Here is a 23,837-nt window from a genome sequence, read left to right as displayed (position 1 = left end):
TTGACATGACCGGCCACGCGTCGGGCGCTTGCGGCCGTCGTTCCCTCTACCTCCTGTCAGACTGCGTTTTCTTGAGAAGGACGACTGCCGTGTCGGCCAGCGCCTCGGCGCAACCGGGTGCAAAGCTTGCCGGCTGGCCGTAATAGCGATGGGCCTCATCGACCTCGTATCCACCAAAGGCATATTCCTGGCGCGGTGGGATGTAGCCTGGATTGTCTTCGGCAAACCCGGCGATGAAGGCCGGTCCAGGTCCGTGCGCCGCGCGCAGATCGAGCGCGGTTGCGGCAAAAATTTCTCCCGGCAGGCCGATAATCGGCATGCCGCCCCAGTCGAGTACGCAAACCCGGCCTCTCAATGGGACTGCCGGTTCCAGCGCGATGGTTTGCGCCCAATGGATCCACGCGTCGAGCAGGGCGGCCTGGGCAGGCGCGGCTTCGGTGCGTTCGGATTGCCAGCGCGCGGCCAGTTGCGCGGGGGTTTCGGTTTCGCGAGGCTCGAACGGAAGCGCGACCTCCGCCTCATAAACCGCCACATGCGCGCCGAGCGGGTGTTCGGGGGCTTGCAGCGCTGCCTCTGCAATCGCCTCGCCGATCCGTTTGGCGGCGGCGAAACTGCGGTCGGGGTTGGCGGCAAGACTGATCGAGGCATGCGCGCTGTGGCCGGTGTTGGCGTCTCCCACGCATCCCGTCACGAACAGCGCGGCAGCACCGGGATAGGCGGTTTCGAGCGCGGCGCGCACATAATGCGGATAGTCCGCGGTCCAAAGCCGGTTGTCGGCGCCCAACACGACCGGATGGCAGGCATAGCCCGTCATCACGGCGATCATGTCACCGTTTGCGTCGCGCACGCGCAGGAGCGGCAGGGCCCGGTCGACGGGGCCGTCCCCATGGCGGCGATTGCGCGCGATATCGGGGTCGTTTCCCGGGCCGACCGAGAGGGTTGCCGGCCTTTGCGCGGCGAAGGCACGGTCGATCGCCTCGACACAGGCATCTTCCAGCCGTTGCAGATAGGCCTTGTCCGTGTCGATGGTGAGACGTCCGGCCATGGAAACCGGTCCGCCGTGATTGTGGAGCGCGCTGATGATGACATGGGCATCGGGCAGGGCGCAGCGGCCGCGGATACGGGCGCTCATCTTCCCATGCAGGCCGATAACGTCGGCAACCACCATCGCCGTATCGTTGACGGCCAGGGCACGTACCGTCAGCGGGTCGTTGGCTCCGGTCGCCGGCAGCGTGCGGGCGGCGAAGCCGGAAAGCGGCAGTCCCGCAGGCGGCGTGATATCGACAATGGCGACCCCGGCGCGGATCATGCGTGAAACACCTCTTCGCCTTGCGCGAACACGCTCTTCAGATCGAACTCCCCGCTTTTCTCATCGATGGTGAAGCGGATCAGGTCGGCCGGTGCGCCGAGCTTCATCACGCCACGGCCGTCGACAAACGCGCCCGGGTTCGCTGTGGCGAGCCGCAACGCCTGCGCCAGCGACAGGTTCGCCATGCGCATGGCGATGGGAACGTTGGCGATCAGTGGCAGGCCGGCCCCGGCCAGATAGGGGGTTCCAGCAATGCCCACGCGGCCATCCGCGCGCACCTCGACCTCGCCGCCGATCGCCTGCCGGTAGATGCCGGGTTCCATGCCTGCCAGCGTGACGCTGTCGGAGACGAGCACGGCATGATCGAGACCCTTGGCGCGCAGCATGGTCTTGAACGTGTCGGCCGGCAGGTGGTGCCCGTCGGCGATGAAGGTGGCGGTCAGCCGGTCGTCGGCAAGCTGCGCCCAGATCAGGTTCGGGTGGCGCGGCATGAGCGCGGCGGCGCCATTGCCCAGATGCGTTGAAAGGCGTGCGCCAGCCTCTGCGGCGGCGTGCACCTCATCCGGCGTGGCGGCGGAATGGCCGATGGCCACATGAATGCCTTTGCCGGTGAGCGCGCGGATATAAGCCGGTGCGTTTTCATATTCCGGCGCCAGGGTCACGAGGCGGACGAGGTCGCCGCTTGCCTTCTGCCAGTCTGCGAACTCGTCGAGCGAGGGCGCCCTGACATGCTCGGCCGGATGGGCGCCGCGCGGCCCGTCCTCCGGCGCGATGCTCGGGCCTTCCATGTGCACGCCGGGGATCATGCGTGCGCAAAGCGTGTCTTGGCGGCGCGCCGTGGCGATGGCCGCAAGCGCGTCGAGCAGCCGCTCCTGCGCGCCTGTCACCAGGGTCGGCAGATAGGTGGTGACGCCAAGCGCGGCCATCACGCGGCTCAGCTCCATGACGCTTCTCGGCGTCAGATTGCCATCGTTCAGGTCGATCCCGGCATAGCCGTTGACCTGCAGGTCGACCAGGCCGGGGGCGAGGTATTCGCCGTCATCGACTGCCGTCTCGACGATGGCGGCGATCCGCCCGTCGCGGATCGTGACGGCGATGCCGCTCCCGGCGGCGGGATCGCGCCCGGCGATGGTGGTTTCCGCGCTCACAGCGCGCGCACCCGATCGCGGAAGCGGGCGATGAAGCGGGCGTTGGCCTCGTCGCCACCCGGTGCGTTGCCGCTGCGCCAGACCGGCGGTTCGACACCGCGCTCCAGCAGTTTGGCCACGGTCCGGATCACAAGGCAGTTCAGGGAAAACGCGTTGGCGAAGGTGGAGATGGCCGAGATGTTCTCGCTCATTCCCGGCAGGCTCACCACGGCATCGCCGATGGGCACTTTCGTGTCGACGGCGATGTCGACCACATCGTGCAGGTTCTTCTTTCCCGGGTGGCGCGCGGGATGATCCGCGCTCGTGCTCTCTGCGTGTTCTCGCGAGCTCACGCCGATCAGGAAGACACCACGGGCGCGCGCTTCCAGCGCCGCGTCGATCAGGGCTGCGTTGATGCCATAGGCATTCGCGAGGATCAGAACGTCGCCTTCGCCAAGCCGCGCATCGGTGATGACGACGCGGCCATATCCCGGTGTGCGCTCGATGGCCATGGAGCGCAGCGCACCGTTCGAGAGCAATGTGCCCTCGTCCAGAATGGCGCTCATGTGCATCAGGCCTCCGGCGCGGAAAAAGACTTCCTGACTGGCAAGGTTGGAATGGCCACCGGGGCCGAAAATATGCACCAGCCGGTCGGCTTCGATCTGCGCGGCGAGCCGTTCGGCGGCGCTGTCCAGCGGGTCGCGTTCCTCGACAAGGATCCGCTGCATCAAGGCATGGCTCGTTGCCAGATAGTCTGCGCAAATCGCGTCGGCGTCGATCTCAGGCATCGGGGTCGGCCTCCCTGTCCAGATAGAGTGTGCAGTTTTCATGCTCGCGCAAAATGCTCGCCGGGCATGCGGTCGTTTGCGCACCGTACAGCGCGCCGCGCACGGCATCCCGCTTGTGCGCGCCGGGCACGATGCAGAACAGACGGTCGGCGCGCAACAGTCTGGGAACGGTCAGCGTCAGCGCGGTGCGCGGCACGGCATCCAGGCTCTCGAAACCGCCATCGTCATATTGCTGCTGACGGCAGACCGCGTCGAGCTCCACGCGCTTCACGTCCAGCGGGTCGTCGAAATCCGCGATGGGCGGATCGTTGAAGGCGATGTGCCCGTTAACGCCGATGCCGAGGCACACGAAATCGATCGGCGCTTCGTTGAGCAGCGCGGTGTAGCGGCGCGCCTCGGCTTCCGGGGCGTTGCCGGGGTCGATGCGGTGCACGGCGGCAAGCGGGAGGGCATTGAAGATGTGCCGGTCGAGCCAGTGCGCAAAGCGCTGTGGGGCATCCGGTGCCAGGCCGATGAACTCGTCCATGTGAAAGGCTGTCACGCGGGACCAGTCGATATCGGGCATGGCGCGGAGCCGCTCGATCATCGGTGCCTGGCTCGGGGCGGATGCGAAGATGACGCGCACGCTCTCTCGGGCGGCAAGCCGTTCGCGCAGCGCCCGGGCGATGTCGGTTGCCGCCGCGGCGCCCATTTCATCGCGGTCGGCAAACGTCAAGACGGTGAGCTTTTCGACGCTTCGATCAACGAGCGGGATTGGCTGGAGCGCGGCGTGGCTTTGCGACAAATCAGGTCTCCGAAGATTGCACCTGCCGAGCGCAGGGCCTTGCGGCAGAGTAGAACAACAATGAGCGCACTATGCTGTGCAACCGGTTGCACGTCAACTGGTTGCCTGCCGCCTCGCGGCGGTGCATCTTGTGCCGATGACAATCTCCAGGTTTGAGGGCAGGCGTGGCAGCGGAACGTAGAGGCGCCGTGACGATCAGTCAGGTGGCGAAGGAAGCCGGGGTGGCGCGCTCCAGCGTTTCACGCGCCTATACGCGACCCGCCATGCTGAGCCGGGAGACGGTCGAGCGCATCAAGGCAGCCGCTGAAAAGCTCGGTTACGTGCCGAACCATACGGCGCGCGCGCTCAGCACAGGGCGCTACGGCAATGTGGCGCTCATCGTTCCCGATGTCGCCAACCCCTTCTTCCCGCCAATGATCCGCGCTGCGCAGGTGGAGGCAGACCGGTCGGACTTTTGCGTGTTTCTCGGCAATTCCGATGAGGACCCGGAGAAGGAGGACCAGTTGCTCGGCCGTTTCTCAGGGCAGGTCGAGGGCATCGTTCTGGCGTCGCCCCGCCTTTCCGACGAGCGCATCGCCGCGCACGCGTTGCTGCGCCCGCTCGTCCTGATAAACCGGGACGTGAAGGGCATTCCAAAGGTGTTGATCGACAGCGGCACCGGCATCGCCGAAGCCACGAAGCATCTGGCGGATCTGGGCCACCGCAACATCGTCTATGTCAGTGGTCCCTCCACATCCTGGTCGAACAAGCAGCGTCGTGCCGCAGTGCGCAAGGCGTCGCAGAAACTTGGGCTGGAGTTGAGTTTCGTTTCAGCCAGCGTGCCGAGCTTCGATGCGGGTTTGCAGGCGGTCGATGCGATTCTCGCCAAGGGCGCGACGGCCGCCATCGCCTTCGATGACGTGACGGCGCAGGGCATATTGGTCGGCCTTTCGGCGCGGGGTGTCAGTGTTCCGCGCGAATTCTCCGTGGTCGGCTGTGACGATGCGCTCGGACCGCTGACCGTGCCGAGCCTGACGACCGTGTCCAGCCGCTCGATCGAAGCCGGTAAACTGGCGATTTCCCTGCTCATGGAGGTGCTGCAGTCGCAGGCGGTGCGCGATGCTTCCTACGTGCTGGAAACACATCTGATCATTCGCTCGACGACCGACAAAGCGCCACGGTCTCGCTAAACAGTGCTGTTTCTGACGCGTAGCAGCGCCTGCTCGACGATCGAGGAATGGGTGGGGATCCAGCCCACCCGCCCCACGGCGCAATCGGCGACAAGCCGCCGGTACGGCTCATCAGCGGCTTTTGCAATCTGAACCGAATGACCCGAAACTTCATGGGCGGCTGATTCTCCTGGAGCCGCGGAGTTGCGTGTGTTGAACCCTTGTATAAAGCTGAATCTAACAGCAGATACAGATATTTATAAAGCGCTTGACAAGGGCTCCCTTCTGCGGAATTCGGAGCTGCGCCACAGATCGCTGTTTGCCTTGGCTGTCACGCCTCTGACCGCTTCAAAACAACAGATTGGGAAGAAAAGTCACCAGCGCCGGGACGTAGGTAAGGAGCAACAATACGCCTATCGCGGCTGCAAGGAACGGCAAGAATGCCTTGGAAAAGTCCTCTATCGAGCAGCGGGTGATCGAGCAGACCGTGAACATAACGGTTCCCACCGGCGGGGTCAGCGATCCGATGGTGGTGTTGAAGACAAGCACCACACCCAGATGCACGGGATCGATGCCCAGGCTTTGAGCCACCTGAACCAGCAGCGGTCCGAGGATCACGATGATCGCCAGGCCTTCGAAGACGGTTCCCAGAATCAGAAGGCCGAGGTTGATGACCAGCAGCACCACATACCTGTTCTCCGAGACCGCAAGCAGCGCTGTGATCAATTGCTGAGGCACCTGCTCCAGGCTCAGGATGAGTGAGAAGACGGACGCCGATGCGACAATGAACAACACGCCGGCCGTGGTGACGGCAGATTCGGAAAAGAGCGACAGGGTCTCGCGCAGGTTCAATCCGCGATAGACAAGCAAGCCGACGAGAAAGGCATACACCGCCGCAACCGCGCCCAGTTCGGTGGGCGTAAACCAGCCACTGCGCAATCCCAGAAGCAGCATAACCGGCATCGCCAGCGCCCATAGCGCCGCCCGTGCGTTCCTCAGCACCTCGCGCGATCCCGCGCGCGTTTCGCGAGCGGGTGCGAGGTTCATCCGCTTTGCCGTCCAGCGCACGGTCAGCATCAGTGCGATTGCAATCAGGCAGGCCGGCACGACACCGCCGATGAACAGACGGCCAATGGAGGTGTTGGTCAAAAGTCCATACACGATCAGCGCGATGCTGGGCGGCATGATCGGCGCGATCATGGACGAGGCCGCGCTCACCACCGACCCGTAGGCGTTGGAATAACCGCGCGCGCGCATGACGGGCACGATGGTGCGTGCATCGATGGCCGCATCGGCGTTGGCCGAGCCTGACATTGCACCCATGAAGACCGAATTCAGCACGGCGATCTGCGCCAGGCCGCCGCGCCAGTGGCCCACAAGTGTTTCGCAGAAGGCGTAGAGGCGGTCGGCAATCCCGCCACGTGCCATTGCCGCGCCCGCCACGATGAAGAGCGGTATAGCCAGCAGCGGGAAGGATTCGAGCCCGGACGACATGCGCTGCGCGACGAGGCTCGCCATCATCGGGTTGATCGCGAAATAGGCCATCGATGCGCCCAGCATGACGAAGCCGATCGGCAGACCGAGAACGAGCAGAATGAGGAAAACGATAGCGACGATGGTCACGGGCGCTGGTTCCTGTAGCGGTCGGCCAATGACAGGAGGCGCCCGACGATGACGAGCCCCATGCCCAGAGCGAGCATGGCAGCCATGATCCACTTCGGCCAGCCGAGCGTCAGGAAGGTCGTGAAGCGTGCCGTGGAAATCTGGGCGACGGCGGCTCGGATAACCTCTGCGGCGATCAACAGAACCAGTAGATCGGCCAGCAGCCTGGCATAGCCGGCTGCGCGCGAGGGCAGCCGGTCGACGAAGAGCGAGATGCCGAAGAGTTGTCCCTGCATGGCGGCCCCCGACAGGCCAAGCCAGACCGTCGCGCCCAGCAGGATCACCGCCATCTCCTGCGCCCACATGATCGACATGGCGAAGAAGTTGCGCGCGATCACGTCGGCCATGACGATCGTCACCAGCGCGGCAAGCAGGAGTGCAGGCAGCGTCATGCCCAGAAAGTCGATCAGCGCGCGCCAAGGCCTCATTGTCTCAACCGCCTCCAACGGCTGCAGGGAAAGCCGGACGGGTCGTGTGAGCCCGTCCGGATACGGACATCAGTTGCCCGTGGCTGCAGCCCGTACCTGATCATAGAGCCCTTCCGGCCAGTCCGGGAAGCTCGTGTAGAAACTTGCCGTGGCCTTGCGGTAGGCGTCGATGTCTGCTTCGTGGAAGGTGACCCCGGCCTCCTCGAACTCCTTGCGGATCTCGGCTTCGAGATTGGCGGAAATCTCCGTCAGGTCCTGACCGCCCTTGCGGAATTCCTCGAGCAGTATGTCACGATCATCCTCGTTCATCTGCCGGAAGGCGGTCTCGCTCATCACCCAGCCGGTGAAGAGGTTGAAGTGGCCGGTCAGGGTGATTTCCTTGGCGACCTCAGGCCATTTGGAGGCGCGCAGGCCCGTTAGCGGACTTTCGGCCGCCGTGACGACGCCCTGCGACAGCGCGGAATAGACTTCGGCCGCTTCCACGGTGGTGGCGATCACGCCAAGCGGCTCGAACGTCTTCAGCCAGGTCTCGACCGGCGGCACGCGCATGCGCACGCCCTGAAGGTCTTCCGGCGAGGCGTAGCCCGCATTGCCGATCATGTGGCGCGGGCCGTCGAACCAGTTGATCGCGACAACGCGGATGCCGGCTGCCTCGGCGAGGCGGTCATAATAGCCCTGCATCAGGTCGGAGAAAGCCAGCGTCTCGGCCTCGTCGATATTGGAGACGACGAATGGGCCTTCGACGATCGACATTTCCGGCACGCCGAAACCCGAAAGGAACGAGGCCGAGGTGAAGGTCATGATCGGCAAGCCCTGGCTCGCCTGCTCGATTGAGTCCGTCGTCGTGCCCAGTTGCCCCGATGGGAAGCCCTCGAACTTCACACGGCCTTCGGTGCGCTCGGTCACGCGCTCGGCGGTCGCCATCACGCCTTTCCAGGATTCGCTGGTGGGGGCGTTCACGGTGGCGATGCGGATGGTCACGTCCTGCGCGATGGCCGCACCCGGCAGCCCGCTCAGCATTGCCGTGACGGCCGCGGTGGCTGCAAGCAGCCGGGCAGATGAGATGAACTGGTTCATTGCTGGTCCTCCTGTTGAGTTTTTCCCGTTGGTTCTGGTTGGCTAGTTCCGGGCATTTTCTGGGTATGTGAGAACGTTTTCCTCCGCTTTCCTCACACGGTTGTCATGGCCGACGCGGCCTCGGGGCCGATCACCGGACGGGTCGTGGCGTAGATCTGGTCGATGGTGAGCATGCACGAAAGGTCTACTGCCATCGGCACGCCATAGCCGAACGCGCCTGGCGAGAGACACGTCTGTGCCGCAGCCTCGGCCGCAGCCATCAGGATGATCTCCGGCGTCTCGCCGCGCAGCAGGCCGACGAGCGTGCGGGCAATGAAGGTGTCGCCCGCGCCTAGTGTATCCACCGGCTGAACGGACACTGCCGGCGCCTCGAACACGCCATCGGGACCCGCCAGCAGCGCGCCGTTGCCGCCGCGCGTGATCACGGCCCATTTGGCCCCGTGCCGCAATGCCATGCCGGCGATGTCGCGGGCTTCGTCGCGACTGAGGTCACCACCGGAAAAACCGGCCAGGAAACTATATGGCGCCAGGCTCGCGATGCGATCTTCCGCGCGGATGGTTGCAAAATCGTAAGAAACGCGCGTCAGCGAGGCAAAATGCGCCAGCCATGCGTCGACATGGCTCGAGCGACCGGTGTGGACGGCATCGGCCGTCTTCATCCAGGCGAGATCGGCAGGCGAGGGGGCGATGATCGAGACGCCCAGATTGGCGCCGACGAAGTTCCGCTCACCGCCTTGCGTCGCAATCACGCAATAGGCGGTCTGCCCTGGCAGGTGGCGCAGCAGCGGTGTCTCCACTCCTTCCGCCACGAGGGCGTCGCGGATGGCGCGGCCGGCCGCGTCGTCCGATACCGCACCTGCATAGGCGGTCTGCGCGCCGAAGCGTTTTGCGAAGACGGCATGGTTCACGCAGTTGCCGCCGGGAAACATCAACTGCTGGTCGCGGTAGCAGTCCACGACATTGTCGCTGAAGGCAAGGATTCTGGGGGCGGATCGTGACACCGGCATCTCATCTGTGTGACAATGTGAGAACGTTCGCAGAAAATCGCACACTTTGTCAACGGCTGCTTGACACTCGGGCGATAAAATTAATATGTCTTATGTCATCTTATAAAAAAGGTGTCTGCCAATGCCTCTTCCCGACCGCTTCCATCCGGCCGTCTCGGCTGCGCTATCCGCCATCGATCTCGCGGCGCTGCGCCATGTCTTCTTCGTCGCCTGCGGGGGCTCGCTGTCGATCATGCACCCGGCCAAGTTCATGCTCGACCAGCACGGTGCGCTGCCGTCCGACGTCTACAACGCGGCCGAATTCGTAGCGCGTGCGCCCAGGCGCCTCGGCCCGGACACGCTTGTCGTCCTGTGCTCGATGACTGGCACGACGAAGGAGACGACCGCTGCCGCGAAGTTTGCGCGTGAAAAGGGGGCGGTGACCATCGGCCTCACCGTCGAGCCCGGTTCGCCGCTTGGCGCTGCGGTGCACTATCCGATCAGGTTCGAGGCGCCCTACACCACCGGTGTGCCCATCGACGCTCGTCACAGCAACTATTCGGTCATCTACCAGATCGTCATGGGCCTCGTTGCAGGCACGGGCGGCGAGGACCTGACCGAACCGCTGATCGACAGCCTTTGCAATCTCCAGGCGGCCATCGACAGCGCGCAGGAAACCTTCGCGCCGCTGTGGGACCGTTATGCCGAGCACTTTGCGCAGCAGGACGTCGTCTACACCATGGCGTCGGGCGCAAGCTACGGGGCTGCCTACTCCTTCGCAATTTGTGTGCTGATGGAAATGCAGTGGATCAACAGCCAGGCGATCCACTCCAACGAATTCTTCCACGGCCCGTTTGAGGTTCTCGACGATACGCGCTGCTTCGTCCTCATGAAGGGGCTCGGCTCCACCCGCGCGCTTGATGAACGCGCAGACGAGTTCCTGCACCGCTTCGGCAAGGCCGAAAACATCCTCGTGCTGGATGCGGCAAAGCTGGATCTGTCCGGCATCGACGAGCGTTTCAGGGGCAATGCCGTGCCGCTTATCTTCTTCGACACACTGTGGCGCTTCATCTATAAGGTGGCCGGCTTCCGCAATCAGGTCATGCTGGATGGCCGCCGCTACATGAAGAAGCTGTCCGACTACTGAGGCGACAATGGCACATGACGGTCTCTTGCCGCTCTACGAACAGGTCCGACGCAGGATCCTGTCCGAGATCGGGGCTGGCCGTCTGGCCGAAGGAAGCTTCCTGCCGTCCGAATTCGAACTGTGTGAGACCTATGGCGTCAGCCGCATCACACTGCGCCGGGCGGTCGGCGAACTGTGCGCGGAAGGCTTGCTCATCCGCCAGCAGGGCAGGGGCACGCTGGTCGCGCCGCGCAAGATGCAGCAGACGATTTCGCTGTCGGGTTTTGCCGATGTGGTGGAAGGTCAGGGCCGCAAGGCTGGGCACCGCGTCCTCGACAGCGAGGACCAGCCCGATGCGCCGGTCATTGCGGCCCGGCTTCAGGCATCTCGTCTCATCCGCTTTCTTCGCCTGCTCGAGATGGACGACCGGGCTATGACACTGGAAACGCTCTACTTCGATGCCGAACGCTTCGCGGATGCACACAGCCCGGTGGTGGCGGGCAAGAGCTTCTTTGCCACCCTGCGCAGGGCCTATGGTGTCGAGCCTGCCGGGGCCGAACGCCTGATCGATGTCGGTTTCGCCCGTGCGTCGGAGGCGGAATTGCTTGGCGTCTCGACCACCGAACCCGTTTATCGCATTGATAAGCTGGTGCTTGACGCAGCGGGCAATCCGCTTGCGCTGTCGCAAACCGTAACGCCCTGCCACCTGGTCACGCTCGCCGTGAAGAACTGAGCCCTGACCAGGGACGACGAGGAAACGCCATGAAGGTCTTTGACGCTGCCGCGGTCCATGCCGCTTTGCCCTGGCCCTATCTCATCAAGGCCTTCTCGCAGGCGCATCGCGGTGCGATGCCTGTCTCCGACGTCGTGGTTCAGAACGATCCAGCCGGCGGCGGCAACCAGTTCATCACGCTGCCGGGATGGGTGCCGGGCGGTCCCGTCGCAGTCAAGATGGTCGGCGTCTTCCAAGGCAACGAGCAGCTGACGCCGCCGCAGCCCAACGTACAGGGGCTTGTCGCGATGTTCGATGGCGCAACAGGCGCACCGCTGCTGGTGGCCGATGGCGCAGCGATGACCGCGCGCAAGACTGCCGGCGATTCCGCGCTTGCCGCATCACTGCTTGCTCGCAACGACGCGGAGGTGCTGCTGGTGGTCGGTGCGGGGGCTCTCGCGCCGCACTTTGCCGCCGCCCACATGGCCGCGCGGCCGTCGCTGAAGCGCGTGCTGATCTGGAACCGCACTGCTCTCAAGGCCGAGGCGGTCGCAGACGGGCTGCGCAGCGAGAACGTGGATGCAAAGGCGGTGGCCGACATCGACACAGCGGTGGCACAGGCCGACGTCATCACCTGCGTGACGATGTCCGACCGCACGCTGGTCAGGGGCGCGCTTTTGAAGCCCGGCACGCATCTCGACCTCGTCGGCGCCTATATGACGAGCCTGCGCGAGACCGACGACGAGGCCCTTGCCCGCGCCCGCATCTTCGTCGATACGCGGCGCGGCATGGAGAGCACGGGCGATCTTGGGCCGGCACTCGCCTCCGGTGTTGTCAGCGGGGACGCGATTGCCGGCGACCATTTCGAACTCGCGCAGGCAAAAGCGAAGGGCCGGCAGTCGGCTGACGAGATCACCATCTTCAAGAATGTCGGTGGGGCACATCTCGATGTCTTTACTGCAATCGCTCTGAATAACGCGGCGTGACGCGAAAAATGGCATCGCTTGCAAAAGCATTTCCTGCCATTACGCAAGGGCGGACCGGGGTGGTCGGCGGGTAGGGGAGCGGCACACTGTGGCCAAGAAACCCAAAGCGACGATTGCGGATGTGGCCCGGCTGGCGGGCGTGTCGACCGCCACTGCCGGCCGCGTCCTCGGCGACTACGGTTATGCCAAGGCCAAGACGCGCGAACAGGTCATGCAGGCTGCGCGCAAACTGGGCTACCGCACCAATGCACTTGCCCGCAGCCTCATCACAGGCAAGACGCGCACGATCGGCGTCGTCGCCGGCGACATCCAAAACCCGTTCTACGCCTCGATCCTGCGCGGCATTGCCGATGTGGCCGAAAGTCGGGACTTCGGGTTGCTGATCGTCAATTCCGACGAGAACCTCGACAAGGAAATCCGCGCGGTCAACCTGCTGATGGAAAAGCAGGTGGACGGGTTGATCGTCTCGCCTTGTGACACGCGCTACGCACACCATTTGCGAGACCTTCAGGCAGCCGGTCTGCCGCTCGTCCTGCTCGACCGCAGTGTTGCGGGGTTGGAGGTGGACCGCGTGGCCATCGACAACATCGCAGCCGCCGAGCGTGCGGTGTCTGCACTGGTGTCCGCCGGTCACCGTCGCATCGGGCTCGTCGGCGAGATGCTCGAAGACCAGGAGGGCGGACTGGAGGCCTTGCTCAAGCGCGGGCTTGCGGGCGAGGTTCTATCGACCGACACGCTCTTTCCCAGCTGGCAACGCTTGCTCGGCTATCTGCGCGCGCACCGGCAGTCTGGTCTGGAGGTCGAGATCTCGCTGATCCGTCGTGTGGGCGCCTATTCGGCCCAGGCAGCGCAGGCCGTCGCGCGCGAGTTGCTTGATCGTTCTGACCGGCCGACGGCGGTGTTTGCGACCGATGGCACCATGTCGGAAGGCGTCATGGGCGCGATCTCTGCAGCCGGGCTCTCAGTGCCGGGCGACCTCTCGCTGGTGTGTTTCGACGATCTGGAGTGGATGAGCTTTCTTTCGCCTGGCATTTCCACCATGGCCCAGCCGCGCCTTGCCATGGGCGAGCAAGCCGCGACCATGCTTCTGGAACGGGTCGAAGGCACCGACAGCCGAGGACGCTCCGTAATGATGCGGGCCGATTTCGTCGAACGCGGTTCGATCGCCATCTGTGAATAGCCAGAGCAGAGGCGGGAAGCCGCTTCCTCTCATTGCCGCGACCGGCAAGGGCGGGGCCGCTTCTGAACCTACGCCGTGTGCCGTCCCGGCTCTATAGCATCTTGCAGCCTGGTGGAATCACTTGACGTCCGCACCAATGCCGAAAAGCAATGAGATAGAGTGGGACAGCGTTTCCATGAAACGGTGAACCGATCTAGGGGGCATGCACATCGACGCGAAGACCGTTCGGCGATAGCGCAGCAATGACAGCATCGGTCGTTCGTTGAACATGCTCGGATATGATTCCGGCCGCCCCCTCCACATCCCGTGACATTGCCGCCTCGAAGATCGCCTCGTGCTCAGCGTGGATGTCGCGAGTCCAGACAGTTCTTATACGGCTGAACCGACGGTAACGCTCGTGCTGGCGGAAGAGTTGTTCGCGCAGCCGAAGCAGCCACACGGAATCGCAGGCCGCGACGGTGGCGTCGTGAAAGGCGGAGTTGTGCTTCTCCCAGAGGTCGAGCGCGTCGATGCCCTGATTCTCGCCGGTCTCGAGCCGCGACAGGCGGTGATAAGTGGTGATCAGCCGCTCCTCCCATGCCGTATCGCCGCGCGGGATCGAGCGTGTCAGCGCCTCGACCTCGAGCAGCTTGCGCAGGTCGCCGATTTCGGCGGCGTCGCGCACGGAGATCGGCGCGACGACGAAACCGCGCTGGCCCATGACGTTGACGAGATGATCACCGGAAAGCCGCGACAGCGCCTCCCGCAGGGGTGCTGCGCCGAAGCCGTAACGCTCTCGCAGGATGACGATCTTCAGCTTCTCGCCTGGCCTCAGGACGCCGGACACGATGTCTTCCCGGATCGTGCGATAGGCGCGCTCCGCGATGGTCTTCTCTGGACCCTGTGGATCGATGACGTTCAAGCCCAAGCCTCCTGCCCATGGTTTGATAGCCTTTCACGAAGCATACGCCAATTGGACAAAAGCGCAATAATATCGATCTTTTGTTTGACACTGCAAAAATATCGATATTCATTGGCGTCTTGATCGCCAATGGCGGATTGCAGGCAAGGGAGATGTGTATGGCTGCGCCGGGGAGGGCTGACGAAAGCAATGGGATTCGCGGCCGGTTGTTGCGGATGAGCGATGCAGTCGCCTGGGTCGAGGCGCGTTTTGCGGGCGCGATCGTCGCCGCCATTCTGGGTCTTCTGCTTGCCAATGTCGTGTCCCGCGCCTTCGGCCGTCCGCTGATCTGGACGGACGAGCTTGCCGTCTACCTGATGGTTCTCGGTGCATTCGCCGGCGCATCCCTCGGGCTCGCGCGCCGCCAGCACATTGCCGTCACGCTGATTTCCGACGCGATGGGCGAGCGCATCAGCACGGCATTGTCGCGCGTCGTCGATACGATCCTGCTCGGTCTGTTCGCGCTCCTCGCCTGGATGCTGTGGAACTGGTTCGACCCGCTCGGGGTGCTTTCGGCCGAGAGCCTGCAGGCCTATTCACGCGAGAGCTTCAACTTCCTCTACCAGGAACCGACGACGACGCTCGGCGTTCGCAAGGTCTGGTTCTGGCTCATCCTTCCCGTCTTCTGCCTGACCGGTCTGGTGCATGTTTTCGCCCGCTTCGGTGCCGTTTCGGAGCGCGCGCAATGATCGGCGGTGGGTTCTTTCTCGCCTTCCTGATCGTCGGCGTGCCGATCGCCTTCGCACTGATGGCGCTCGCCATCGTCATCATTCTTGCGAGCGGCAACACCATCCTGTTCCAGAGCTTTCCGCAGCAGTTCTTCGGCGGCCTCGAGAACTACGGCCTGCTGGCGCTGCCGCTCTTCATCCTGCTCGGCGAGTTCATGAACGAGGGCGGGATCGGCCGGCGGCTGATGGCCTTCGCCATGGCGCTGCTCGGCTCGGTGCGCGGCGGGCTCGCCTATGTCAATCTGGTCGCCAACATGATGATGGCTTCGATCCTCGGCTCGACCGTGGCGCAGATCACCATCATGTCGCGCATCGCCGTCCCCGAAATGGAGCGCGCCGGCTATCCGCGCGACGTCTCGGTGGCGATCACCGCGGCCGGCGGCATGCTGGCGCCGATCATTCCGCCCTCGATGATGTTCATCATTTTCGGCGTCATCGCCCAGCTTCCGATCGGCGATCTCTTCATCGCCGGCATCGTGCCCGGCCTCATCCTGTTCTTTGCCTTCCTCGCCGTCATCGCCTGGCTCGGGCACAAGCACAACTTTCCGCGCAGCGAGAAACTGGCGGTGCGTCAGCGCGCCATCGCGATCCGCGACGCGCTGCCGGCAGCGGCCATACCCGTCGTCATCATAGGCTCGATCCTCGGCGGCATCGCGACGCCGACGGAAGCGGCCGCCATTGCCTCGGTGGCCGCCGTCATCGTCGGCATGTTCGTCTATCGCGAGATGTCGGTGAAGGATATCTGGCCGGCCTTCATGCGGGCGGCGGCCTCCTCGGCGGTCGTGCTGTTCCTGATCGCCGCCGCCGGACTCTTCTCCTGGGTCATCACCTTCGAGAACGTGCCGGCCATCGTCGCGGCCTGGGTGCAGTCGCTGACGACATCGCCGATCGTCTTCCTGCTGATGATCAACCTGATCCTGCTCTTCCTCGGTACGGTAACCGACCCGATCCCGGCGATCATCCTCGTCGTGCCGGTGTTCCTGCCGGTGGCGACGGGCGTCTACGGCATCGACCCGTTTCAGTTTGGCGTCATCGTCTGCCTGAATCTGACGGCGGGTCTCCTGACGCCGCCGGTCGGCACCGGCCTGTTCACCGCGGCGCTGATGGGCGGGGTCCGGGCCGAGCGCCTGGCGCGGCTGATCATGCCCTTCTTCCTCGCCGTCGCGCTTGTCATTGTGGCTCTATCTCTGTTCCCGCTGCTCTCAACGGGCCTCGGGGCCGCGCTGCAATGACCAGCGTGGCGGTCATCGGCGGCGGGCTGATCGGTGCCGGCTGGGCGGCGGCATTCGCGGGTGCGGGCTGCGCAACACGCGTCGTCGATCCCGATCCGGGCGCCGCCGCGCGCGTCATGTCCACCTGGGAGCGGGCGCGTGTCGTTCTGACCCAGCTCGGCAACCTCGCTGCCGAAGCAGCGCCACCGGTTGTGGTGGCGATCCTCCCGGAGGGCGGCGTCGATCTCATCCAGGAAGCGCTGCCTGAAAATCTCGAGCTGAAGCGGCGCGCCCTCGCCGACATCGAACGAAAAATAGGGCCGGACACGATCATTGCCTCGTCGTCGTCGAGCTTCACCGCAGACGCGATCGGGGAGGGGTTGGTGCGGCCGGACCGCCTCCTGATCGGGCATCCCTGCAACCCGCCCTACCTGATGCCGGTGGTCGAGATCGCCGGCGGCGCGGCGACCACGCCGGAAACGATGGCCAGGGCCCGCGCAATCTATGAGGCGATGGGCAAGACGGTGCTGGAGTTGAAGAAGCCGGTCGCCGGCCATCTCGTCAACCGCCTGCAGGCGGCGCTCTGGCGCGAAGCCGTTCATCTCGTCGCCACGGGTGCGGCGAGCCTCGAGGATACCGAGCGCGCGGTGACCGAAGCGCTGGCGCCGCGCTGGTGCCGGCTCGGTCCGATGAGCGTCTTCGCGCTCGCTGGCGCCGAGCGCGGCATGGCAGGCTTCCTCGACGCGCTCGGTCCGCAGTTCCAGGCGCTGTTCGATGATCTCGGCGCGCCGGTGCTCGATGCCGGCACCTGCGAAACGATTGCGCGCACCTACGAGGCGGCGAACCTGCCGCCGCTGGCGAAAATCGCTGCGGATCGCGATGCGACCATGCCTGTGATCCTTGAGCTCGTGGCACAGATGAACCGGGAGCGAGACGAAAGCCGTTGAAATAACGATAAAATTTCTTTTTGAAGGAAATATCGATATTTTCTTGTGTTGTGACGGGATATCGATATTTTATAAGGCCACGACCGGCAACCCACACATCTGCACGGTTGAGTGAAATGGGGAGGTAGGACATGCAACGCTTCACAGGCGCCGCGCTTGCGGCATCCATTCTGACAATGACCGCCGGCACGGCGGCTGCCGAGCAGTACCGGCTCGGGCTGATTACGCCGCCGCCGCACCAATGGACGGTGACCGCGACCGCCGCAGCCGAGGAAATCAAGACCCGCACCGAAGGCCGGGTCGACATCCTGATCTTCCCCTCGGGCCAGCTCGGCAACGAGGCGCAGATGCTCCAGCAGCTCCAGACCGGAGCGATGGACTTCGCCTTCTTCACGCTCGGCGAGTTCGCCAACCGTGATCCCAATTACGGCATCTTCCTCGCGCCCTACATCGTCAAGGACGTCGCAGGCGCACGTGAGCTGCTTAAGGGCAAGACAGCGACGAAGCTGCTCGAGGACATGAACAATTTCGGCCTCACCGGTCTCGGCTGGGGCATGGCCGGCATGCGGATGATCGTCACCCGCGGCGAGACCAAGACGGTAGAGGATCTGAAGGGAAAGAAGATCCGCACCATCCCCTTCGCGCCCGAACTCGCCTTCTGGGAAGGCCTTGGCGCCGCGCCGACGCCGATGCCGCTGCCCGCGCTCTACGACGCTTTCGCCAACGGCCAGGTCGATGGCATGCAGATCGACGTCGAGGGCACCTGGAACTCGAAGTATTTCGACCACGCCGGCTCGATCACCATCTCCAACCACATGATGTTCCCGATGGCGGCGATCGCGTCCGGCCGCAAATGGGGCACGATCGCGGAAGCCGACCGCGCGGTCGTCCAGGAAGTCTTCGCCACCAGGCTCGATACGATGGTCGCCAGCTATGCCCAGATCGACGCCGACTACCGCGCCAAGCTCGAGACGACCAAGGTTCCGGTGACCGAAGTCGGTCGCGACTGGTTCGGCGGTGCCATCGACCAGTGGTATGCCCGCTGGCGCGAGGAAGCGCCACTCCTCAAGGAGCTTGAAGCCGAAGCCTCCGGCATGTGAGTTTCCGACTTTGGACCCGCGCATGGGCGGCCCGCCGCCCGTGCGCACCGAATGCAAGGAGCCGATGATGAAATACCGTGACCTTCGATACCTGCGTGTGAACGTCGACAATCTCGACGAAGCCGCGCGCTTTGCACGGGACGTTTTCGGCCTCCAGCCTGCCGACCGCGACGATGCGCGCGCCATGTTCCGCTCCGACGACCGCAACTACGCGCTTTGCCTTTCGACGGCAGGCGACGGCGAGGCGATCGCGCTCACCGTGGCGCGCGAGGAGGATCTCGGCGCGCTCAAGGCGCGGCTCGAGACGATCGGATACGCGCCCGCCTTCCTCAATGCCGACGCGGCGCGCCAGCGTCAGGCCAAGGCCGTGCTTGCGGTGATCGCACCGAACGGCGTGACCGTCGAGATCGTCTGGCGGCCGCTGGAGTCCGGCTGGCGCTACCACGGTCCGCGCGATGCCGGCATCACCGATTTCAGCGCCGTCCAGCTTGCCTGCACCGACGTGGCGGCGAACGAGATATTCTTCGTCAAGGGCCTCGGTCTCACGGTTTCCGATTGGGTGGGCGAGGTTGCCTATCTGTCGCTCGACGAGGCGCACCACCGCATCGCGCTCTATCCGTCCGCCCGCGACGGCATCCTCGGCGCCGCCTTCGAGGTCGATGCGAAGGACAGCTTGATGCGCAACTGGTACTTCATCCAGAAGAGCCAGCTTCCCGTCGTCGCCGGCCCGGACCGGCAGGCCGCCTCCGGCGCCATGTACGTGACGACGCGCGGACCTCGCGGCCTCTTGATGAGCTACATGACCGGCATGGAGAAGGGCCCGCAGATCGAAGCGCGCGGCCCGCGCCAGTTCGCCGACACCGCGCAGAGCCACGGAATGTGGGGCTCGGTAACCGAGCAGCCGGAGTTCCTCGGAGGAGATGCGCGATGATCGAACTGAAGGACGTCGTCTACTGCCGCCTCGGCACCAAGGATCTGGCTGGCGCGGAATGGTTTGCCACCAACATCCTCGGCCTCGAGGTTTCCGAGCGCCGCCGCGGCGCGACCTATTTCAAGTCCGATGAGCGCGCCCATACGCTGTGCTATGTCGAGGGCGATCCGGGCGACCAGGTGACCGCCTTCGAACTCGGCCGCGGCAAGGACCTGCAGACGGCCGCCGCCACGCTGGAAGCGCTCGGCCATCATGTCCATTACGGCACGCGCCAGGAATGCGAGGCGCGGCTGGTGCGCGAGTTCATCGGCTTCCGCGACCCGACCGGCAACGCCATCGAGTTCGTGGTGCGCCCCGAGACGACCGGCCGCCGCTACCACGGCACCCGCGACGCCGGCATTACCGGCTTCTCGCATGTGGGCCTGTGCACCACCGACGCCGCCCGCGACGAAGCCTTCTGGACCCGCGTCTGCAACGCCCGCGTCTCCGACCGCATCGGCGATGCACCGCTGATGCGGCTCGGCACGATCCACCATTCGATCGCGCTATTTCCCTTCCACAAGGCGGGAATCCAGCACATCAACCATCAGGTCGGCGGCACGGACGACATCCAGCGCTCGTTCAATTTCGTCTCCGATAACCAGGTCAACGTCACCTTCGGCCCCGGCCAGCACCCAACCTCCTCGGCGGAGTTCCTCTACTTCACCGGACCGGACGGGATGACGTTCGAGTACTCGACAGGGGTCTGCGAGATCCACGACGAGCCGCTGTGGCGCGACCGGCAGTTCCATTTCGAGCCGAAGGGTTTCTGCAAGTGGGGCGCGGCGCCGCGCATCGCGGCGTTCGGCGACAGCAAGGGCGAAGACAGGTAGCGCGATGCAGGACCTCTCTCTCACCGTCCGGCTGGCTGCCCGCGCGCTTGCCCGCGCGAACCTCGTTCATGCCTACGGCCATTGTTCTGCGCGCATCGATACGAAGCGCTTTCTCGTCTGCCCGCCCGAGCCGATGGGGCTGATCGCGCCGGGTGCTGTCTGCGTCGAGGTGCCGGTCGAGGGGCCGCTGCCCGAAGGCGTGCTCGGCGAGGTGCGGCTGCACCAGCAGATCTACCGACGCCGACCCGAGGCCAAGGGCGTGGTGCGCTTCATGGGCCCCAACGCGATGGCGCTCGGCGCGGCCTCGACCGTGCCGGCCATGCGTCACGGATTCGGGACCTATTTCGCCCCGAAAGTAGGGCTTTGGAATGATGTCCAGCTGATCCGCGACGATGCCCGCGCCGAGGGCGCGGTCGACGCGATGGGAGTGAGCGCCGGCCTGCTGATGCGCGGTAACGGCGCGGTGACGGCGGGGGCGAGCCTCGAGGAGGCGACGGTGCTCGCCTGGTATCTCGAAGACATGTGCCGGGTGGAGCTTGCCGCCCGGATGGCCGGGCTGGCGGACGCGCCCGTAATCGCGCCGGAGGCTGCGGCCGAGCGGGCGACCAGGGCCGGGCGCATCGTCGAACGCATGTGGGATTATCTGACAGCGGCAGACCCGGAAAAGGCTCCGCAAGAAAAGGGCAGCGCAACGTGACCGAATTCAGGAACTTCATCGACGGCCAGTTCGTCCCGGGCCGGGGTGACGGCTTTGCCAACCACTTTCCGACCACCGGCGAGGTGATCGGCGAGATCCGCGCCGCCGACAAGGCGCAGGTCGACCAGGCGGTCGGTGCAGCGCGCGCGGCGCTGAAAGGCCCGTGGGGCCGCATGAGCGTGCCCGAACGCATCGGCCTGCTGCGCAAGCTCGCCGACGGCATCAACGCCCGCTTCGAAGATTTCCTTGCCGCAGAGATCCGCGACACCGGCAAACCGCGCTCGATCGCGAGTCACATCGACATTCCGCGCGGTGCCGCGAATTTCAATGTCTTCGCCGACCAGGTGGCGACGCTCGGCACCGAGAGCTTTGCCCTGCCGACACCGGACGGGGCCGGGGCGCTGAACTATGCCATGCGCACGCCGCGCGGCGTCATCGCCGTCATCTGCCCATGGAACCTGCCGCTGCTCCTGATGACCTGGAAGGTGGCGCCGGCGCTTGCCTGCGGCAACACCGTCGTCGTCAAGCCTTCAGAGGAAACGCCGGCGACGGCGACGCTTCTGGGCGAAGTGATGAACGAGGTCGGCATCCCGGCCGGCGTCTACAACGTTGTTCATGGACGTGGCCCGGGTTGCGCCGGCGAGTTCCTGACCACGCACCGGGATGTCGATGGCATCACGTTTACCGGCGAGACCCGCACCGGCGAGGCGATCATGGCGGCCGCCGCGCGCGGCGTGCGCCCGATCTCGCTCGAACTCGGCGGCAAGAATCCCGGCATCATCTTCGACGACGCCGACTTCGACAAGACGATGGAAGGCATCGGCCGCGCCTGCTTCGCCAATAGTGGCCAGGTTTGCCTCGGCACCGAGCGCATCTATGTGCAGCGCGGCATCTTCGACCGGGTCGCGGAAGGCCTTGCCGACAAGGCGCGCGGCTACCGCTTCGGCGATCCCTTCGACAAGACGACGACGATGGGGCCGCTGATCTCGGCCGAGCACCGCGCCAAGGTTCTCTCCTACTACGACAAGGCCCGTGCCGAAGGCGCCAACGTGATCGTCGGCGGCGGCGTGCCCGACTTGCAGGGCTACGAGGGCGGCTACTGGGTGGAACCGACCGTCTGGACCGGTCTGCCGGAAACATCGCCGATCATCACCGAGGAGATTTTCGGCCCCTGCACGCATCTCACCCCGTTCGACACCGAGGAGGAGGCGATCGAACTCGCCAACAACTCGCCCTACGGGCTCGCCACCTCGATCTGGACGGAGAATCTGACGCGGGCGCATCGTGTGGCGGCCGAAGTCGAGGTCGGCATCACCTGGGTCAATTGCTGGTTCCTGCGCGATCTCAGGACGCCCTTCGGCGGCTCGAAGGCGAGCGGCATCGGCCGCGAGGGCGGCATCCATTCCATGGAGTTCTATTCCGAACTCCGCAACGTCTGCATCAAGCTCTGAGGACATCATGCTCACCGAAGCCCAACGCGCGGAGGCGGTCGCCTCCCTGCTCGAAAGCCACCGCACCAAGAAGCAGGGCCTGCGTCCCTCCGAGATGTTCCCGGACATCCAGATCGAGGATTCCTACGCGATCTCGTCGGCCGTCGCCGCCGAGCGCGTCAAGGCCGGGCGAAAGATCGTCGGCCACAAGATCGGCCTGACCTCGAAGGCGATGCAGGCGTCGTCCAAGATCGACGAGCCGGATTACGGCTATCTCTTCGATGACCAGGTCTTCTCCGACGGCGCCAAGGTGCCGTTCGATTCCTTCTGTGTGCCGCGCGTCGAGCCGGAACTGACCTTCATCCTGAAGGAGCCGCTGAAAGGCCCCGGCATCGGCCTCGTCGATGTGCTGCGCGCCACCGAATGGGTGGTGCCCTCGATCGAGATTATCGACGCGCGCGTCACCGAGCCGCGCAGGATCTACGACACCGTGGCCGACAATGGCGCAGCCGCCGCGATCGTGCTCGGCGGCCGGCCGGTGCGCCCTGACGCGGTCGACCTGCGCTGGGTCGGCGCGGTGTTCTACCGCAATTCCGAGATCGAGGAGACCGGGCTTGCCGCCGGCGTTCTCGGTCACCCGGCCATGGCGATCGCCTGGCTCGCCAACAAGCTCGCCCCCTTCGGCACGACGCTCGAACCCGGCCACCTGATGCTGTCGGGCTCCTTCACGCGGCCCGTCTGGGCGGCGAAGGGCGACACGTTGCATGCCGATTTCGGTCCGCTCGGCTCGGTCGCGGTGCAGTTCGTATGACAATGCCGGAAAACCGCTTCAAGGCGCGGCTCCTGGCCGGCGAGACGCAGTGGGGTCTGTGGAGCACGCTTGCGAGCCCCGTCGCCGCCGAGGCGCTATCGCTCGTCGGCTTCGACTGGATGCTGTTCGACACCGAGCATTCGCCAATCGAGATCGCCGGTCTGCAGCCGATCCTCCAGGCGGCTGCTGTCGGTACGGCGTCCGCCGTGGCGCGGCCTGCATGGAACGACAAGGTCTTGATCAAGAAGCTGCTCGACATCGGAGTCCAGACCGTGCTCGTGCCCTTTATCGAGACACCGGAGGAGGCGGAGGCCGCCGTGCGTGCGACGCGCTATCCGCCGGAAGGCATCCGCGGGGTTGCCGGCTCCACCCGCGCCAGTCGCTACGGCATGGCGTCGGACTATCTCAAGAAGGCAAACGCCGAGATCTGCGTGCTCGTCCAGATCGAGACCACGCAGGCAATGGCGCGGCTGGAGGAGATAGCGGCGGTGGATGGCGTCGACGGTGTTTTCATCGGCCCGTCCGATCTCTCGGCCTCGATGGGACATCTCGGCAACCCGGCCCACCCCGACGTCCAGGAAGCGATCCGGGCAGCCGCCGATCGCATCGCGGCGGCCGGCAAGGTTCCCGGTATTCTCGCGACAAAGGCTGAAGACGCCGTGCGCTACCGCGATTGGGGCTATCGTTTCGTTGCCGGCGCGGTCGATGTGGGCCTTCTCGTCGGATCGGCGCGCACGTTGCTTCAGACCGTTGCCGCGCAGCCAAAGGACACGCGGCCATAACGCTCCGGCGCTTCTGCCTGCAGCGTCCCCGCAGAGCAAGGCAGGCGGACGGTCAAGGACGCCATGTTGGCTTCA

The 23,837-nt window shown here is 65.0% G+C and carries 24 protein-coding genes; 15 read left to right on the top strand and 9 right to left on the bottom strand.

Annotated elements, in window-relative coordinates; genetic code table 11:
* Positions 1–46 precede the first annotated feature (46 nt).
* From AB843_RS05190 to AB843_RS05175, 4 genes are read right to left on the bottom strand one after another with little or no spacing between them, the layout of a single operon-like run.
* A complete protein-coding gene (locus tag AB843_RS05190; protein WP_048645717.1) occupies positions 47–1,309 on the bottom strand; it encodes a neutral/alkaline non-lysosomal ceramidase N-terminal domain-containing protein in 1,263 nt (420 codons plus the stop codon).
* On the bottom strand, positions 1,306–2,457 hold the full coding sequence (locus tag AB843_RS05185; protein WP_048645716.1) for an N-acetylglucosamine-6-phosphate deacetylase: 1,152 nt from the start codon (positions 2,455–2,457) through the stop codon (positions 1,306–1,308). The genes AB843_RS05190 and AB843_RS05185 overlap by 4 nt, the downstream gene beginning before the upstream one ends.
* Positions 2,454–3,224, bottom strand: coding sequence for a sugar isomerase domain-containing protein (locus AB843_RS05180; RefSeq protein WP_048645715.1), 771 nt, complete (start codon positions 3,222–3,224; stop codon positions 2,454–2,456). Before AB843_RS05180 ends, AB843_RS05185 begins: the two co-directional genes overlap by 4 nt.
* Complete coding sequence (locus AB843_RS05175; protein WP_048645839.1) at positions 3,217–3,915, bottom strand: 6-phosphogluconolactonase; 699 nt, start codon at positions 3,913–3,915, stop codon at positions 3,217–3,219. Before AB843_RS05175 ends, AB843_RS05180 begins: the two co-directional genes overlap by 8 nt.
* A 257-nt stretch (positions 3,916–4,172) precedes the next feature.
* Here AB843_RS05175 and AB843_RS05170 point away from each other — a divergent pair, with 257 nt between their 5' ends.
* Entirely contained in the window at positions 4,173–5,177 is a 1,005-nt protein-coding gene (locus AB843_RS05170; protein ID WP_048645714.1) for a LacI family DNA-binding transcriptional regulator, read from the top strand.
* Between the two features lie 327 nt (positions 5,178–5,504).
* Here AB843_RS05170 and AB843_RS05165 read toward each other — a convergent pair whose 3' ends face one another.
* From AB843_RS05165 to AB843_RS05150, 4 genes are all read right to left on the bottom strand, one after another.
* Positions 5,505–6,779, bottom strand: a complete 1,275-nt coding sequence (locus AB843_RS05165; protein WP_048645713.1) for a TRAP transporter large permease — start codon at positions 6,777–6,779, stop codon at positions 5,505–5,507.
* The gene (locus tag AB843_RS05160; RefSeq protein WP_048645712.1) at positions 6,776–7,246 is read right to left on the bottom strand and encodes a TRAP transporter small permease; all 471 of its coding nucleotides are present in this window, start codon (positions 7,244–7,246) and stop codon (positions 6,776–6,778) included. The genes AB843_RS05165 and AB843_RS05160 overlap by 4 nt, the downstream gene beginning before the upstream one ends.
* A 69-nt stretch (positions 7,247–7,315) precedes the next feature.
* Positions 7,316–8,323 carry a TRAP transporter substrate-binding protein DctP gene (gene dctP, locus AB843_RS05155; RefSeq protein ID WP_048645711.1) on the bottom strand — a complete coding sequence of 336 codons (1,008 nt, stop codon included), beginning with the start codon at positions 8,321–8,323 and terminating at the stop codon, positions 7,316–7,318.
* A 92-nt stretch (positions 8,324–8,415) separates the two neighbouring features.
* On the bottom strand, positions 8,416–9,375 hold the full coding sequence (locus tag AB843_RS05150; RefSeq protein WP_342021895.1) for a PfkB family carbohydrate kinase: 960 nt from the start codon (positions 9,373–9,375) through the stop codon (positions 8,416–8,418).
* 76 nt (positions 9,376–9,451) lie between these two features.
* Between AB843_RS05150 and AB843_RS05145 the strand changes: the two genes are divergently transcribed.
* From AB843_RS05145 to AB843_RS05130, 4 genes are all read left to right on the top strand, one after another.
* Positions 9,452–10,456: an SIS domain-containing protein gene (locus tag AB843_RS05145; RefSeq protein WP_048645709.1), complete on the top strand. Its 1,005-nt coding sequence runs from the start codon at positions 9,452–9,454 to the stop codon at positions 10,454–10,456.
* 7 nt (positions 10,457–10,463) lie between these two features.
* Positions 10,464–11,168: a GntR family transcriptional regulator gene (locus tag AB843_RS05140; protein WP_048645708.1), complete on the top strand. Its 705-nt coding sequence runs from the start codon at positions 10,464–10,466 to the stop codon at positions 11,166–11,168.
* A 29-nt stretch (positions 11,169–11,197) separates the two neighbouring features.
* Positions 11,198–12,133 carry an ornithine cyclodeaminase gene (locus AB843_RS05135; RefSeq protein WP_048645707.1) on the top strand — a complete coding sequence of 312 codons (936 nt, stop codon included), beginning with the start codon at positions 11,198–11,200 and terminating at the stop codon, positions 12,131–12,133.
* Between the two features lie 88 nt (positions 12,134–12,221).
* Complete coding sequence (locus AB843_RS05130) at positions 12,222–13,313, top strand: LacI family DNA-binding transcriptional regulator (RefSeq protein WP_048645706.1); 1,092 nt, start codon at positions 12,222–12,224, stop codon at positions 13,311–13,313.
* Positions 13,314–13,506: 193 nt separating this feature from the next.
* Here AB843_RS05130 and AB843_RS05125 read toward each other — a convergent pair whose 3' ends face one another.
* Positions 13,507–14,214 carry an FCD domain-containing protein gene (locus tag AB843_RS05125; protein ID WP_048645838.1) on the bottom strand — a complete coding sequence of 236 codons (708 nt, stop codon included), beginning with the start codon at positions 14,212–14,214 and terminating at the stop codon, positions 13,507–13,509.
* Positions 14,215–14,429: 215 nt separating this feature from the next.
* On the opposite strand from AB843_RS05125, the gene AB843_RS05120 reads away from it, so the two are divergent.
* The 10 genes from AB843_RS05120 (at position 14,430) to AB843_RS05075 (ending at position 23,762) form a co-directional block, all read left to right on the top strand.
* Positions 14,430–14,942, top strand: a complete 513-nt coding sequence (locus tag AB843_RS05120; RefSeq protein ID WP_206412797.1) for a TRAP transporter small permease — start codon at positions 14,430–14,432, stop codon at positions 14,940–14,942.
* Positions 14,939–16,213, top strand: coding sequence for a TRAP transporter large permease (locus AB843_RS05115; RefSeq protein ID WP_048645704.1), 1,275 nt, complete (start codon positions 14,939–14,941; stop codon positions 16,211–16,213). The genes AB843_RS05120 and AB843_RS05115 overlap by 4 nt, the downstream gene beginning before the upstream one ends.
* The gene (locus tag AB843_RS05110; RefSeq protein ID WP_048645703.1) at positions 16,210–17,139 is read left to right on the top strand and encodes a 3-hydroxyacyl-CoA dehydrogenase NAD-binding domain-containing protein; all 930 of its coding nucleotides are present in this window, start codon (positions 16,210–16,212) and stop codon (positions 17,137–17,139) included. The genes AB843_RS05115 and AB843_RS05110 overlap by 4 nt, the downstream gene beginning before the upstream one ends.
* Positions 17,140–17,270: 131 nt before the next feature.
* Entirely contained in the window at positions 17,271–18,239 is a 969-nt protein-coding gene (locus AB843_RS05105) for a TRAP transporter substrate-binding protein (protein ID WP_048645702.1), read from the top strand.
* A gap of 67 nt (positions 18,240–18,306) precedes the next feature.
* Positions 18,307–19,170, top strand: a complete 864-nt coding sequence (locus AB843_RS05100; protein WP_244467896.1) for a VOC family protein — start codon at positions 18,307–18,309, stop codon at positions 19,168–19,170.
* Complete coding sequence (locus AB843_RS05095) at positions 19,167–20,042, top strand: VOC family protein (protein WP_048645701.1); 876 nt, start codon at positions 19,167–19,169, stop codon at positions 20,040–20,042. The genes AB843_RS05100 and AB843_RS05095 overlap by 4 nt, the downstream gene beginning before the upstream one ends.
* 4 nt (positions 20,043–20,046) lie before the next feature.
* Entirely contained in the window at positions 20,047–20,739 is a 693-nt protein-coding gene (locus AB843_RS05090; RefSeq protein ID WP_048645700.1) for a class II aldolase/adducin family protein, read from the top strand.
* Entirely contained in the window at positions 20,736–22,190 is a 1,455-nt protein-coding gene (locus AB843_RS05085) for a 2-hydroxymuconic semialdehyde dehydrogenase (protein ID WP_048645699.1), read from the top strand. The genes AB843_RS05090 and AB843_RS05085 overlap by 4 nt, the downstream gene beginning before the upstream one ends.
* 7 nt (positions 22,191–22,197) lie before the next feature.
* On the top strand, positions 22,198–22,980 hold the full coding sequence (locus AB843_RS05080) for a fumarylacetoacetate hydrolase family protein (protein ID WP_048645698.1): 783 nt from the start codon (positions 22,198–22,200) through the stop codon (positions 22,978–22,980).
* The gene (locus AB843_RS05075; RefSeq protein ID WP_048645697.1) at positions 22,977–23,762 is read left to right on the top strand and encodes an HpcH/HpaI aldolase family protein; all 786 of its coding nucleotides are present in this window, start codon (positions 22,977–22,979) and stop codon (positions 23,760–23,762) included. Before AB843_RS05080 ends, AB843_RS05075 begins: the two co-directional genes overlap by 4 nt.
* Positions 23,763–23,837: the final 75 nt, after the last annotated feature.

The sequence above is a fragment of the Nitratireductor soli genome (assembly GCF_001050155.1).
Classification (GTDB): Bacteria; Pseudomonadota; Alphaproteobacteria; order Rhizobiales; family Rhizobiaceae; genus Nitratireductor; species Nitratireductor soli.
Note: the sequence above shows the minus strand (reverse complement) of the source record. Positions and strands in the feature narration are given on the sequence as shown.

Excerpts from the sequence above, each read along its gene's own strand:
- AB843_RS05145 (WP_048645709.1), top strand. The coding sequence starts at position 9,452 with ATGCCTCTTCCCGACCGCTTCCATCCGGCCGTCTCGGCTGCGCTATCC.
- AB843_RS05090 (WP_048645700.1), top strand. The coding sequence starts at position 20,047 with ATGCAGGACCTCTCTCTCACCGTCCGGCTGGCTGCCCGCGCGCTTGCC.
- AB843_RS05140 (WP_048645708.1), top strand. The coding sequence starts at position 10,464 with ATGGCACATGACGGTCTCTTGCCGCTCTACGAACAGGTCCGACGCAGG.
- AB843_RS05080 (WP_048645698.1), top strand. The coding sequence starts at position 22,198 with ATGCTCACCGAAGCCCAACGCGCGGAGGCGGTCGCCTCCCTGCTCGAA.
- AB843_RS05105 (WP_048645702.1), top strand. The coding sequence starts at position 17,271 with ATGCAACGCTTCACAGGCGCCGCGCTTGCGGCATCCATTCTGACAATG.
- AB843_RS05135 (WP_048645707.1), top strand. The coding sequence starts at position 11,198 with ATGAAGGTCTTTGACGCTGCCGCGGTCCATGCCGCTTTGCCCTGGCCC.
- AB843_RS05115 (WP_048645704.1), top strand. The coding sequence starts at position 14,939 with ATGATCGGCGGTGGGTTCTTTCTCGCCTTCCTGATCGTCGGCGTGCCG.
- AB843_RS05175 (WP_048645839.1), bottom strand. The coding sequence starts at position 3,915 with ATGGGCGCCGCGGCGGCAACCGACATCGCCCGGGCGCTGCGCGAACGG.
- AB843_RS05110 (WP_048645703.1), top strand. The coding sequence starts at position 16,210 with ATGACCAGCGTGGCGGTCATCGGCGGCGGGCTGATCGGTGCCGGCTGG.
- AB843_RS05095 (WP_048645701.1), top strand. The coding sequence starts at position 19,167 with ATGATCGAACTGAAGGACGTCGTCTACTGCCGCCTCGGCACCAAGGAT.
- AB843_RS05190 (WP_048645717.1), bottom strand. The coding sequence starts at position 1,309 with ATGATCCGCGCCGGGGTCGCCATTGTCGATATCACGCCGCCTGCGGGA.
- AB843_RS05120 (WP_206412797.1), top strand. The coding sequence starts at position 14,430 with ATGAGCGATGCAGTCGCCTGGGTCGAGGCGCGTTTTGCGGGCGCGATC.
- AB843_RS05075 (WP_048645697.1), top strand. The coding sequence starts at position 22,977 with ATGACAATGCCGGAAAACCGCTTCAAGGCGCGGCTCCTGGCCGGCGAG.
- dctP (WP_048645711.1), bottom strand. The coding sequence starts at position 8,323 with ATGAACCAGTTCATCTCATCTGCCCGGCTGCTTGCAGCCACCGCGGCC.
- AB843_RS05160 (WP_048645712.1), bottom strand. The coding sequence starts at position 7,246 with ATGAGGCCTTGGCGCGCGCTGATCGACTTTCTGGGCATGACGCTGCCT.
- AB843_RS05100 (WP_244467896.1), top strand. The coding sequence starts at position 18,307 with ATGAAATACCGTGACCTTCGATACCTGCGTGTGAACGTCGACAATCTC.
- AB843_RS05180 (WP_048645715.1), bottom strand. The coding sequence starts at position 3,224 with ATGCCTGAGATCGACGCCGACGCGATTTGCGCAGACTATCTGGCAACG.